Annotated in this window: 13 protein-coding genes; 8 read left to right on the top strand and 5 right to left on the bottom strand. The window is 43.9% G+C overall.

The features are described 5' to 3' along the window. Positions 1-67 precede the first annotated feature (67 nt). Positions 68-841: an ABC transporter substrate-binding protein gene (locus tag ACRQQK_RS12685; protein ID WP_457511912.1), complete on the bottom strand. Its 774-nt coding sequence runs from the start codon at positions 839-841 to the stop codon at positions 68-70. A gap of 24 nt (positions 842-865) precedes the next feature. Next, complete coding sequence (gene hisC / locus ACRQQK_RS12680) at positions 866-1,939, bottom strand: histidinol-phosphate transaminase (protein WP_457511910.1); 1,074 nt, start codon at positions 1,937-1,939, stop codon at positions 866-868. A gap of 183 nt (positions 1,940-2,122) precedes the next feature. Here hisC and ACRQQK_RS12675 point away from each other — a divergent pair, with 183 nt between their 5' ends. After that, on the top strand, positions 2,123-3,034 hold the full coding sequence (locus tag ACRQQK_RS12675; protein ID WP_102962235.1) for a LysR substrate-binding domain-containing protein: 912 nt from the start codon (positions 2,123-2,125) through the stop codon (positions 3,032-3,034). Positions 3,035-3,089: 55 nt separating this feature from the next. Then, entirely contained in the window at positions 3,090-3,371 is a 282-nt protein-coding gene (locus ACRQQK_RS12670) for a DUF134 domain-containing protein (RefSeq protein ID WP_102962234.1), read from the top strand. A gap of 36 nt (positions 3,372-3,407) precedes the next feature. On the opposite strand, the gene ACRQQK_RS12665 is transcribed toward ACRQQK_RS12670, so the two are convergent. Beyond that, complete coding sequence (locus ACRQQK_RS12665) at positions 3,408-4,307, bottom strand: LysR substrate-binding domain-containing protein (protein ID WP_457511907.1); 900 nt, start codon at positions 4,305-4,307, stop codon at positions 3,408-3,410. Between the two features lie 205 nt (positions 4,308-4,512). Between ACRQQK_RS12665 and ACRQQK_RS12660 the strand changes: the two genes are divergently transcribed. Next, positions 4,513-5,316 carry a DODA-type extradiol aromatic ring-opening family dioxygenase gene (locus ACRQQK_RS12660; protein WP_457511905.1) on the top strand — a complete coding sequence of 268 codons (804 nt, stop codon included), beginning with the start codon at positions 4,513-4,515 and terminating at the stop codon, positions 5,314-5,316. A 163-nt stretch (positions 5,317-5,479) separates the two neighbouring features. Beyond that, positions 5,480-7,105 (top strand): methyl-accepting chemotaxis protein, encoded by a 1,626-nt coding sequence (locus tag ACRQQK_RS12655; protein WP_457511903.1) that lies wholly within the window; start codon positions 5,480-5,482, stop codon positions 7,103-7,105. A gap of 53 nt (positions 7,106-7,158) precedes the next feature. Here ACRQQK_RS12655 and ACRQQK_RS12650 read toward each other — a convergent pair whose 3' ends face one another. Next, the gene (locus ACRQQK_RS12650; protein WP_457511901.1) at positions 7,159-7,797 is read right to left on the bottom strand and encodes a lipase family alpha/beta hydrolase; all 639 of its coding nucleotides are present in this window, start codon (positions 7,795-7,797) and stop codon (positions 7,159-7,161) included. Between the two features lie 309 nt (positions 7,798-8,106). Here ACRQQK_RS12650 and ACRQQK_RS12645 point away from each other — a divergent pair, with 309 nt between their 5' ends. Beyond that, entirely contained in the window at positions 8,107-9,192 is a 1,086-nt protein-coding gene (locus tag ACRQQK_RS12645) for an AarF/UbiB family protein (protein ID WP_457511899.1), read from the top strand. Between the two features lie 151 nt (positions 9,193-9,343). On the opposite strand, the gene ACRQQK_RS12640 is transcribed toward ACRQQK_RS12645, so the two are convergent. Next, positions 9,344-9,610: an Lpp/OprI family alanine-zipper lipoprotein gene (locus ACRQQK_RS12640; RefSeq protein ID WP_457511897.1), complete on the bottom strand. Its 267-nt coding sequence runs from the start codon at positions 9,608-9,610 to the stop codon at positions 9,344-9,346. A gap of 329 nt (positions 9,611-9,939) precedes the next feature. On the opposite strand from ACRQQK_RS12640, the gene ACRQQK_RS12635 reads away from it, so the two are divergent. From ACRQQK_RS12635 to ACRQQK_RS12625, 3 genes are all read left to right on the top strand, one after another. Continuing rightward, a complete protein-coding gene (locus ACRQQK_RS12635) occupies positions 9,940-11,283 on the top strand; it encodes a DEAD/DEAH box helicase (RefSeq protein WP_457512372.1) in 1,344 nt (447 codons plus the stop codon). A 222-nt stretch (positions 11,284-11,505) separates the two neighbouring features. Next, positions 11,506-12,165 (top strand): thermostable hemolysin, encoded by a 660-nt coding sequence (locus ACRQQK_RS12630; protein WP_457511895.1) that lies wholly within the window; start codon positions 11,506-11,508, stop codon positions 12,163-12,165. A gap of 2 nt (positions 12,166-12,167) precedes the next feature. Then, a complete protein-coding gene (locus ACRQQK_RS12625; protein WP_457512370.1) occupies positions 12,168-13,655 on the top strand; it encodes an AMP-binding protein in 1,488 nt (495 codons plus the stop codon). Positions 13,656-13,704 lie beyond the last annotated feature (49 nt).

Raw genomic sequence — 13,704 nt, 5'->3', positions numbered from 1 at the left:
AAAACAAAGCCGGCTTGATAGCCGGCTTTCATCTCAGTAAATCGTGTCTAAAGATGGTGAGATTGAATTATAGGTTTTCACCATAGATATCGAAGCTGAAGTATTTCGCTGCGATCTTATCGTACGTACCGTTTTGGCGAATTTCGACGATAGCTTGGTTAAACTTCTCTGCCAGATCTTGGTCCTGTTTACGTAGCGCAAGTGCAGTACCTTCACCGATGTAGGCTTTATCCGTTACCGCTTGGCCTTTGAATTCAAAGCTCTTGCCCTCAGCTTTATCTAGGAAAGCGAGAGACAGTTGGTCTGCGTTGCCGAATGTTGCATCTAAGCGGCCGTTTTGCATGTCGATGTATACTTCATCCTGACCTGTGTAACGTTTGATCTCAGCAACTGCGCCAAACTTGTCTGTTACGTAGCGGTCATGAATCGTACCTTGCTGAACACCAATCACTTTACCTTTCATTCCTGCTTCATCAATTGCGAAACCTGCTTGTTTAGCGGCCACGAAGCGAGCTGGAGTTTGGTAGTACTTGTTGGTGAATAGAACTTTTTTCTTACGGTCGTCAGTGATACGCATTGACGCCATAATCACGTCTGATTTACGAGCAAGCAGGCTAGGGATAAGCGCATCCCAACTTTGTGCAACCCAAGTACACTCTAATTTTGCTTGAGCACATAACGCGTCCGCTATTTCAATGTCGAAACCTACAGGCGTGCCGTCTGCATTTTTGTAGTTGAACGGTGGGTAAGTGAAGTCAGAAGCAAGACGTACTTCTTTTGCAAAAGCTGCTGAACCGAACAGTGCTGCACAACAAGCTAAACCTAAAGCTAATTTTTTCATTGGTTAATTCCTTTTATCAATTATCTACGATTGCGTTGGGTAACTGCGGAGCACACTAATCACTTCTTCCATGCTCGATTGGCTACCGATAGTGATTCGTACGCAGTTTCTAAGTGCAGGGTCGTGACTTTGATTGCGAGTCACAATACCTTGCTTTAGAAGATACGCAAACAAGTCTTCACCTGAATGTGTACGCACTAACACGAAGTTGGTTGATGACGGGTAGACGTGAGCAATGCATGGTAAGTTTTTAAGCTCACCAATGAACCAGTCACGAGTACTAATAAGAGCTTGGGTATTTTCTTTTACCTGCTTTAAACCAGTTTCAGACAGAGCCGCTAATACGACTGTCGCGCTTGAATCTGGCATTGGGTAAGGTGGGATAAGTTTCGCGACGAAATCCATCACACTTTTATCGGCGATAATAAAACCGCAACGTACTGCCGCTAAGCCAAAGGCTTTCGATAAAGTGCGAATGACCACTAAGTTCGGATATTGTTCAATCAGACTTGCGGCGTTGTGTTCCATTTCAAATTCGATATAGGCTTCATCAACCACCACGATGGCGTCGTCTTGTGTTCCTTCAAGCACTTTGACGATCTCTGCTTGAGAGATGAGATTGCCCGTTGGGTTATTCGGCGAACATAGAAACACCAAATTCGCCTCTTTTGCTGCCTGAATAACACCTTGGCAGTCCAATTCGAAAGTATTACCAATCAATGGCACTTTGATGGTTTCCATCGCAAGTGCATCGGCACAGAACTCATACATAGCGTAAGTTGGCGGACAAACCACGATCTTATCTTTACCCGGTTGGCAGAAGGTACGAATCAATAGGTCAATAGCTTCATCTGCACCACGTACCGCAAGCACTGGAGCGTCAACCCCCGCGTATTTTTGATAAGCTGATGCGACATCATGAGGCAGAAAATCAGGGTAGCGGTTGTAGCTTTGCTCCTGATTATCGAAATGGATTGGGAACTCAAGTTCGTTGGCGTTTAACCACACTCGACCTGAACCACCGATACGTCTTGCTGACTGATAAGGTATTAATTTTTTTATGACCTCTGGTACTAATGAGGCGGCTAGTGAAGACATGGTTGACCTCTCGCTAATGCTAGTTAGTCGCACTAAGTGATTTTTTATTCGTTAAATTGCATTTAATTTGTTTTTATTTGCAATTCGCTTTTTGTTTTGATTATTCAATCAAAAAGGATTTGTAAAAAGAATCGAAATAAATACATACTAGCCATGATAAAAAATCATAGCTTGAGGTGTAGGATGCATCTTCCATCGACAAAAACATTGCAGGCATTTCTCGCCACAGCAGAACACTTGAACTTTACTAAGGCTGCGCATGCTTTGAACCTGACTCAGGGCGCGATCAGTCGGCAAATTCTTTCATTGGAAGAGTTGTTGGGTGTGAAATTGTTTTTCCGTCATGCAAGAGGATTGTCGCTCACGCAACAAGGGTTGAAGTTTGTTCCTCATGCGGAAGATGTACTCAACCGTCTACGCTCGGCGATTGAAGAGGTGTCGTCGACCCCTTCGACTATAAAACTCAACGCGCCTAGCTGCGTGACATCTTGGTTGTTGCCGAGATTAATGGCTTTTCAGGATGCGCACCCTGATATTGATGTGGAGCTGACCTCAACCATTAAGCATCATCTTGAACCGAACTTTAATTTGTTTGATGCAGTGATTATGTACAGCAAAGCGCCCAAGCTTCCTTCAGTGGTGAGCCATCAATTGTTTGAAGAGTGTTTAACGCCTATCTGTCGCCCAGAACTGTTGGATGATTTAGGGCAACAGTTGTCGTTTGATGATTTACCGCGACTGACGTGGTTACATGCGAATACAGAACAAAGTGACTGGAAGTTATGGTTAAACCATATGGATAGAAGAGAGCTGTTTAGCAAAAGCAATCAGCACTTTTCAACCCTTGACCAAACCATGAATGCGGCTCAGCAAGGGTTTGGCATTGCTGTCGGAGACATTACGCTTGCTGAGCAAGATCTTGCTATGCATCGATTAATTAAGCCATTTGAACAAACAGTACTTTCTGGCCACAGCTATTACTTTTTGTATCCAAAACAGAGTGATAATCCTATGCTAGATACGCTTCAGGATTGGCTTGTTTCTGGCTTTCAACAATCAGTAGCAATCGAAAAGCAGGCGATGGCTGCGAACTAATTTGTTCTGCATCCAATATCGACAGATCCAGAATAGAAACAAAGAAGGAGCCGTTATGGCACGTCCGAAAATTCCTCGTCAGATTTGTGGTTCTCCAGCTCAAAGCTGTTTTAAACCTAATGGCGTTCCAATGGGAAGTTTAGAAAAGGTTTTTCTTGAAGCTGATGAATTTGAAGCGATTCGGCTGGTGGACTATCAAGGAATGCAACAGCAACAGGCAGCCGTTGAGATGGGAGTCTCGCGACAAACGTTGGCAAACTTGGTGAAATCTGCCCGTAAAAAAGTGGCGGATAGCTTACTCAATGGTAAAGCGTTGATGATGAGCCCAACTGAGTAATTTGGGCTCTGTTTAGAGTGTTGCCCTAGCTGCCCGTTAGTAGTTATCCCAGTAAGGCTTGTCACCGTAGAAGCCAGATAGAAAGTCGATAAAGTGTCGAACTTTGGATGCAAGGAATTCCCTATGACTGTACAGCGCATAAAGCCCGAGAGGTTCAATTGGGAAGTTATCGAGAATCTCCAACTCTCCTGATGCAATAGCAGAGCCAGTCAGAAAAGTCGGCTGAATGGCATAACCACGCCCCAATACCGCTGTTTTGACAATCACATCACCGTTATTGCTGGCGAAATCACTGCGGAAATCATGCACCGATAGGTGTTTCGGCCAGTGAGTAAAAAGACTTCTCGGATCAGAGTACGAAAAACGCAGGTAGTTGAGCTGACATAATTCATCAAAGCTAGTTGGTCTGCCATGTTTATCCCAATAGCTTGGTGCGGCGCAGACGAAGAGGTTAATCGGCGTAATTTTTTTCGCCACAAGCGCAGAGTCTTTGAGATGACCGATACGCAGGGCGATATCAACCCCTTCTTCAAGAATGTCGACTTTCCTGTCCGTTAAAAACAGTTCAACTTTGATCTCAGGGAACAGGGTCTGGAACTGTTCTATAGGGCCGGACAAATGGTAAACCCCAAACGACATCGGCGCGCTGATTCGCAGTGTGCCGGAGACTTGGGTATGCAAATTAGAAATCGCATTTTCCATATCATCAATATCCATCAATACTTGATGGCAGCGATCGAAATAGGCCTGACCAGCTTCGGTCAGATTTACGCGGCGTGTGGTTCGGTTGAGCAGCCGTATCTTTAAATTGTCTTCCAGTTGCGCGACATATTTACTGATCAATTGTGGTGACAGTTCCAGCTTGTCTGCGGCTTTAACGAAGCTTCCTTCCGATACAACGGTTGTGAAGGCTCTCATAGCAACAATCTTGTCCATATTAACTTCTGTCTATATTAACTTCTGTCTGTATTAGAAATGCCACGTTTATAATTAAGCAACACGACGCTATTTTATCACGCCTGAGTTGATAGGTATATTAGCCGACATAGTCAAGGCGAGCTTAGATTCAAGCCAAACATAGTGTTAAGACAGACTTAGTATTAACACTAAAAACGAAAGCCGCCGAATCAGGAGAAATAAAATGAAATCAACTCAACGTATGCCTGCATTGTTCTTATCACATGGTTCTCCAATGATGGCGCTAGAACATTCGCAAACGACAGAGTTTTTTAAACAGCTCAGCGATAAATTTCCAGAGCCTAAAGCAATCGTGATATTTTCAGCGCATTACGATCGCCGTGGTCCAGTGTCAATTACCAGCGGACATACTTTAGGAACAATCCATGACTTCTATGGATTCCCTAAACCGCTTTATGACATCTACTACTCAGCGAAAGGCGAGCCTGAACTGGCTCAAAAAGCAGCGAAATTGCTGCAAGATGCTGGTATAAGTGCTCAACTTGATTCGAACCAAGGGTTGGATCACGGTGCTTGGATACCGATGCTATACATGTATCCACAGAAAAATGTGCCTATCATTCAGGTGTCGATAAACAGCTATATGGATGCGGTTTCTCACTATGAAATTGGTCGTTGGTTGAGACCACTTCGTGAAGAGGGTGTGTTGATTGTCGGTTCAGGCGGTATCAGCCATAACTTGCGCGAAATTTTTGCACCAGTTCAAGACCCACATAGAGTAGAGAAAGTAAATCAGTTCACGGGATGGGTGAGTGAACAACTGACGTCAGGTAACATGAATGCCTTGTTGGATTACCTAAACCAAGCGCCACACGCTAGGTTTAATCACCCGACGCCGGATCATTATCTGCCTCTGCCTTGTATTTTGGGCACTAGCTATGATGATGAAATTGGTCAGGTTCTTCACCGTGCAATCGATCTGGAAATCTTAGCGCTTGATGCTTACGGTTTTGGCATTACAGCTTAAAACACTTCTTTCATTCAACAATCACTTGATTGTAATGCCCGAGAGAGCGACCTTTTGGGCTTTTTTATAGTTTTTCTCTATCAAACTAATAGGATTAATCGAGCATCCATTAGATTTTGTATCTGTTAAATTTTGTCCTTCGTTAGGTAGTTAGGGCATTATTATGCGTTCTTTTTCAATTACAAACTTGGTTCGGGCAAATGCGTTCATAGCGGTTGCTGCGATTGTCGCGTTGTCCCTATATTTGTTACTTACTCTCACTCGTGTGCAGTCTCAATTTGGTAACGTCGTTGACCGGAATGTCAGTTTGATGACGACAGTTTCTGATCTTCGTTATTACACTGTGACATATCGTCGTTTCGCATTGGATTACGGTTTAACGTCCGATGAACAGCAGCATAATAAGATTGTTCAAACCATCTCGCTCAATGACAACAAGGTCAATGATTCCTTTAAACGCATGAAAGCTCTCGCCGATACCAGCGATATTCAGGCTGCAGTGTACGATTTTGAGCGCCGCATTGATGAATACAGAGCAATGCAACAGAATTACATTCGCTTAATAGATCAAGGTCATATAGACGACGCAAGACAAGAAATGTTAGCTCCAATGCTTGCTCCGTTTAATGCCATCGTAGATCGCTTAACCCAGCTACAAAACGATTTGGAACAAGAAGCGAACTTGATTAAACAGAACAAACAAGCAGACATCGAAAATGCACTTCAGTGGTCGGTGATAGCTGCCAGTGTTGTCGTTATCTTACTGGTGGTATTTAGCTACTACACAGCGAAACGAGTTTTGAACCCACTCAATCGTCTGAAAGCGCACATGTCTGTTGTGGGTCAAGGCCAGCTGCATGCGTCGTTGGCAAAGAACGATTTTCATAATGATGAGTTTGGTCAAGCTGCAACTGCATTCAACAGCATGCAACAGAACCTGCTTAATCTCATCATTGCAGTGAAAGAAAGTGTTCACTCGTTGGATTTAGTCTCAGAAGAGCTGGCTGCGAAAGTAGCTCATACTCAGCAAAGTGTCGATGCTCAGAAAATCGAAATTGATCAGATCGTCGCTGCATCTCAAGAACTCACTGAGAACACACAATTTATCGACCAAGTCACACAGCAAGCATCAGAAAAGAGTGGAATGACGAAACAGCAGGCGCAAATTGGTGAAAAGAGCATCGTGAATTCCATCTCGCGCACTGAGAATATGTCGCAGTTGATTGGTCAAACAGGTGAAGTCATTGAAGGACTTTATCGTGGCAGCTTTGATATCAGTGTGATTTCCGATGTAATTAGCAATATCACTAAACAAACCAACCTACTTGCTTTGAACGCAGCTATTGAAGCGGCTCGAGCGGGTGAGAGCGGTCGAGGTTTTGCGGTGGTGGCAGATCAGGTTCGAGAACTCGCACAACAAACTCAAAGCTCTATCGATGAAATTGGCGGCATTATTGGCAACTTGCAGTCTCAAGCCACCAGTGCTCAAGAATTAATGAGCCAATGCCAAGAGCAAATTGGCGTTAGCTTACAGCAAGTGACGGAGGCCGGTGAGTCTTACCATGCTATCGTCAGTGCTGCAGAGGAGATTGCTAATATGGACAGCCAGATCGCAAGGCTTTCACAAGATCAGCAGTTGCTATCGGTGAATGTGAACAACAGTGTTCAAGCGATCAGTCAGTCTTCTTTGGATATTGAGAATATCGCAAGCGACACCACTAAGACTTACCACGCGGTACAAGCTCAAACAGAACATTTAAAACAGTACATTGGAGCTTTTAGCGTCTAAATCAGTTTCGTTCCAAACCTGCACTTTTCCCGAATAAAAGTAAACTTGCCCAATCATTCCGCTTTTATTCGGGCTTTTTTTCGTGCGAACGTATTGTGACGAATAAAGTAATCAATTTGTTCTGCAACTTTCGAGCTATAAATCATACTGGTGTGAGTATTCCGCATCAGACGGTGCGCCGTCATTCCGGCAATTTTGGTTTCATCTACCGTAACTGTGCCATCCGAATGTGTGTCTTTTCCCATCAAAATAGACCGTACTCCCAGAGGAACAGTACCCGCTAAGCTGCCCAGCTTTTGTGGAAACTCCCACTTATCTTCGTGCTTTTGTAGGCCAAATTTCGCAGAGTTCCCCAGCAACACCCCTAAGCCCATTTGTTGAATTTTGCCAACAATAGAAGCGCCGTTAATCGGAGAACCCAACGCAACAACATGCGAAATTGTATCTACATCCGGTTTACGTGAAGCGAGATAACGTTTAATCACCACTCCACCCAAACTGTGTCCAACCAGAACATTGATTTGTTTGTGATCGAGCGCTTTATCAATCGCTGGAAACACCTTGCGTTCATCAATAGCAACCGAGTTATAACTCACCACTTCGGTATCGTAGCCCAGTTTTTCAAGACGTTGGCTGAGCGGCAACATCGCAATTCCGTGCATGTACAGCCCGTGGAGAATGATCACTTTCATACGGTATCTCTGGGTTCTTTAGGTGAACAGATAATAATGCAATGGATTTAATATAACGATGCTTGAGCTCCTGTCAAAGTCCAGATTTACCTTACATGTAAATAGTCGGTGTTCTTAAGTTTGTGTGTTCATATCTCAAGCTTTCCCTACTAGAAAAGCGAAGCTTCTCAGCCTCTTAATTTTCACTTCCTTCTTTGGCTATCCTCCCCTTGTTATTTGCCAAAGTATGATGATTTTTTCATCAGATACCTGTGTTATGAGCACATAACAACTAAACGACAACAGAGCCAATAACGGGAAGGGAAGATTATGAATCTGAGACAACAACAGCAAAAAGCGTTTGATGAGAGTGGAGAAAACTTGGTGGTTGGTAGTAAACAGCTCTGTCCTGTAGAGCCTCCCGTCCTAGCTGAGATCACTGAAGACTCACCTCTGGTTGTCAGCATTATTCGCTCAGGGCTGACCGCAGAAGTTTTCCACCTAAGAATCGATGGTAAAGATTACAACCTGAAAAAGCGCCGCACAGTGGCAAAAGTAGCTAACTTAGACGGTCAGTATTCTTTTCTCAATGAAGTTCAGCGACGGAATGATCTACAAAAACTCAAGCAGCAAACAGATACCGCTCAGAGACTTAGCCATATAGTGCCAACGATCTACGCTAACTACCGTCTGGGAATAATTTTGTCACCATGGATAGAAGGGAACCATATTCAGCAACTCACGCCGGATTTGATTCAACAGTTGTTCGCCACACTGCAGGCATGTGAAGAACACGGTTTAATGGAATGGGATCTATGCAGTGGCAACTTGCTGGTCGATCAACATCAGCAGCTTTGGCTGTTCGACTTCGGCTATATGTATTCCTTTGATCCCAAAACAGATTTCAACAGCAACGGAACAGCCGATCCTTTATTTCACATGGTGGAACGCTTCGAAACACGCTTCTTTTTTGGCTGGCTGTTGAAAAATGACCACTCTTTTTCTGAGCAACTGGAGCAGTATCGGACGCTGAAACAAATAGGAGTGGAAGTTTATCAGCAAAAAATCGAGTGGCTTAAAGGACAACATGCAGAAGCTATGGTGATCAATCATTTTGAAAGTCTTATTGAAACCTGGCAGAGAGCTTTAGGCAGTGATGATGAACTTATGCACCTGTTTCAACTAGAATCTTTCCGATCCCATGTGCTTGATATTGATGATGACATTGACGGTCAATCCTGTACGGAATTAACCCTGAAACGTATATCTTTGGTGCTTGATGTTCTAGCGAGCGACTTCGATTATTTGAATCAAAGCGGCGGCTTGTTTTATGGCAACAAAGGTAAATCACAGCAAACGCTTATTGAACAATACGAGCAAAAACGAGAGTTGGCACAGAAATATCAATTGCGGTAGTAGAAGGAGAGTCGACTATGGAATTTTTGCCGAGAGTTGCTAGTCAATCACTAACGCTTGCGGCGAGCAATAGCGAAAAAATTAAGCCTCCAAATTCCACAGGGGACCTGGAGGCTTAAAAACTCAAGCTGCGTGCAGTTGGGTTGAAATCTTATTTAGTGTAAGACTGAGCGATGTTGTCAATACGCTCATTTGCGCGTGCAGCTTCTTCTTGAGCAGACATTGCTGAATCTGATGCTGAAGTTGCTTTTGAGCTTAGCATTGCGTGCTCACTCTTAAGTGCTGCAACTTCGTCATTTAGTTGGCTAACTTGGCTGTTTAGCTCGTCCAATTTTGCTGTTGTTGCTTCGTCTGGACCTGATGCACAACCTGCTAGTAATAGTACAGATGACGCTGCTGCAATTAACATCTTGTTCATATGAACTCCTTGATTTTATGTAAATATCAAAACGTCCTATACATTCTTTTCCATATAGTGACGAGTTATAGTGTAGACACTATTTTACGCTTAGCCTAATAAGTAAAAGTCAAAATAACCCAAAATAATGTCAATGAATCAAATGATTGTGTGAATTCTTACTGCTAAGAATCACTTTAGCACCAATTTTGACTGTAGTGCATATACTATTTAAGTGTTATGAAGAGAATATTTTCTGTGATCTCTATCTATTAGCGCACTATTCGCGGTATTATACTGCGCTTTGATTTTGACCATTTAGCCGTACTTGATTGGCTACCCCCACTGATTTGGAGAATCCTTTGCAGTTTAAAGATTTAGGCTTAGATAATCGCTTATTGAAAAACTTAGCACACTACGATTTCAAACAAGCGACCGAAATCCAGAAGATCGCTATTCCTGTCGCTATCGCAGGAAAAGATGTGTTGGCATCTTCTAAAACTGGTTCCGGTAAAACACTAGCCTTTTTACTTCCTACTCTGCATAAAGCTTTAAAAACAAAGGCTTTTTCAGCAAAAGATCCGCGTGCAGTCATTCTGTTGCCAACGCGTGAACTGGCTAAGCAAGTGTATGGCGAACTACGCATTATGCTAGGTGGTTTAAGCTATACTGGAACGCTTATCACTGGTGGCGAGAACTTTAACGATCAAGTAAAAGCATTGAATCGCTATCCACGTTTTATCGTGGCAACTCCCGGACGCCTTGCGGATCACCTTGAACACCGTTCTTTGTTTTTAGATGGTGTGGATACTCTGATTCTTGATGAAGCAGACCGCATGTTGGATTTGGGTTTTGCTCCTCAACTTCGTCATATTCATAAAGCAGCAAAACATCGTCGTCGCCAAACGTTGATGTTTTCTGCAACGTTGGATCACGCTGAAGTTAACGATATCGCATCTGAGATGTTAAATGACCCGCGTCGTATTTCAGTGGGTGTCTCAAATGAGCAGCACAAAGACATTCGTCAACGTTTCTACTTGTGTGATCACCTTGACCACAAAGAAGCGTTACTGGATCGAGTGCTAAGTGATGCAGAATATCGTCAGGTAATTATCTTTACGGCAACACGTGCTGATACTGAACGTTTAACCGATAAGCTGAATGAACAAAAACTGAAAGCAGTGGCGTTAAGCGGAAGCCTGAACCAAGCGCAGCGTAACACCATCATGAGCCAGTTTGAGCGAGCGGTCTTTAAGATTCTAGTGACGACTGACGTTGCGTCTCGTGGGCTGGATATTGCCAACGTGACTCACGTTATCAACTTTGATATGCCGAAGCACACTGAAGAATACGTTCACCGTGTCGGACGTACTGGTCGAGCAGGTCATAAAGGGGATGCTGTCTCTTTCGTTGGCCCTAAAGACTGGGATAGCTTCAAACGAGTAGAAGCGTTCTTGCAACAAGACATTCAATTTGAAGAGTTGGAAGGGTTAAAAGGCAAGTTTAAGGGCCTAAAACCGAGGCAGCCAGTGCGTAAAGCAAACGACCAAGCGAACAAGAATGCGAAGTCGAAAGCGAAGAAGGTTGCGAAGAAACCTGCCAAACGCGATAAGAGTTTCTATCAAAACGTCGCTGTGGGTGACGATGTCTTCATTCCTAAGAAGAAAGTTGCGCCTAAAGCAGACGAAGAGTAATCAGCCCGATTACCAACCCGATAAAAAATTGCCGCTTTGACAGCGGCATTTTTGTTTGTGCCATATGGTGTTTTTGCCAATCTCTCTAATCTACAACATCTGTACCTACAAATTTACGTCCACAAGAGTGCGGATAAAAAGTCCTATTCTTAATTTTCCTTAAGCTTTCCTTAAGTTTACTTATTTAAGCTCTTTCTATAGCTATCAGAGAGGGCTTCTTGTATGGCAGATTTCTTTCCATTTCACCCATTTAAGCTTGAGATTATCGACCGCATTCATCCGCAACGCAGTGAGATTGAACACTACATTGCTCAGCGTTATTCCTTGGCATTTGATGCACATTTAAATTCTTTTATGCCTACGTTTATGGCGTTGATGGAGGGCGAGGAAATTCGCTCTTTATGTGGTTTCCGTGTTGCCAGTGACGAACCACTGTTTCTTGAGCAGTATCTAGATGAACCAGCAGATAAGCTTTTAAACCATGTGTTTCAGCAGCCTTTATCTGATCAATGTGTAGAAAGCACGGCTAACAATCGCATAGAGCGCAGCAATCTTATTGAGTTCGGACAACTTGCTTCATTTTCGAAAGGGTTTTCTACGCTTCATTTTCTGCTTATGACTCAAAAGTTGGTGGAGAGTGGCTATGAATGGTGCATTTTTACTGCCACAGATCCGCTGTACGCCATGATGTCGCGACTCGGTTTGGAAACCACAGTGTTAGCTGAGGCTGACCCTTCAAGAATTCCCGATGCGACCTACACATGGGGCAACTACTACCAACATCAACCGCGTATTGTTGCGGGTAACCTGAAACATGGGCTCGCGCATCTTGAGGCTCTGTTTGCTGAAAAGGTGTGTCGTGCGCGTGGAGGTGCACAGTGAATATGATTATTGAATCTCTCATCCGACACTCGATTGATACGCCAAACAAAATTGCATTTATTGGCGCTGATGAAGAGATCTCCTATCAAGACTTACTCGTCAGAGTGCGTAATGTCGCTGAGTATTTGGTTGAGTATTCACCTCAGTGTATCGCTTTGCGTGCCGAAAATAGCCTCGACTGGGTTATCGCTGATCTTGCTGCGCTGTATGCCGAAATTCCTAATGTTCCAGTCCCGCTATTTTTTACTCCTGAGCAGGTCAGCCATATTTTGGCTGAATCTGGCGCGGATTTATTGGTGGGAGATTGGGATGCTTGGATTGAGAACACAGCCGAGAATGCACATTCGCTGGATGCAGAAATGCTGGGTGAAGTTGAGAATTTAAGCGTCTGGAAACGATATGTAGAGGCAGAAAAACCACTTCTACCACATACCGGAAAAATCACGTTTACCTCGGGTTCTACTGGCCATCCGAAAGGGGTGTGTTTGAGTCAGAATCAATTATCAAAGGTTAGCCGTTCACTGGCTGATACGATTGCTACCGAAGCGAAATGTGAAAAGCATCTGGTTCTTTTGCCTTTATCCACGCTGCTAGAAAATATCACGGGTATCTATGTTCCAATTATTCTTGGGGCAACTTCGGTGGTGTTGAACGGATCAGAAGTGGGGTTGAGTGGTTCAAGCGATTTTGACCCATCTCAATTTGCATTGGCGTTGGCAAAGTACCTGCCGAACAGCTTAGTGTTAACTCCGGCTCTGCTGATGGCTTTGATTGAAGTAGTAAAAGCGATGCCAATCTTAGCGCGCAACTTAGAGTTCGTTGCGGTAGGAGGTGCTCGCGTTTCACCACAGCTATTAGAAGTGGCGCATAGCTTAGGTATTCCTGCTTTTGAAGGATACGGTCTTTCTGAAAATGCATCGGTTGTCAGTCTAAATACCCCATCTGCCTATAAAGCTGGCACCAGTGGAAAACCACTGCCGCATATTGATGTGAAAGTTTCTAATGACAGCGAAATCTACGTTTCAGGATGTGTTGCATTGGGCTATATCGAGCAACCTTTCGAACAGGGTTGGTATGCCACAGGCGATTTAGGCCACCTTGATGAAGACGGATTTTTGGTGATTAACGGTCGTAAAAAGAACCAAATCATTACTGCATTCGGTCGCAATATTTCACCAGAGTGGGTGGAATCTGAGGCTCAGGCATTTAGGGCGTTGTACGGCATGGTTCTGGTCGGTGACGGCGAAAAATCACTGAGTGCCATCCTAGAAAACCCAAATGTTGAGCAAGTGACAGCGGCGCTGAAACAGCTTAATCAACGTCTACCTGACTATGCTCGTATCCGTACTTTAATTACCGCTCAAGGTCTGAGTTCGATGACGGGTTTTTATACCAGCAATGGTCGCCCGATTCGCTCCAAGTTTGAACGGTGGATGTTGAGTAAAACCGATGAAGATGACGGGCGCATCATTACGCCAATTAACGAATAAACGAAACGTCGCCAATATTTTTGAAAAAAAGAATTACGGAGTAACTACC

Source organism: Vibrio sp. C8 (genome assembly GCF_054051265.1).
This window is presented reverse-complemented; position numbering and strand designations above follow the sequence as displayed.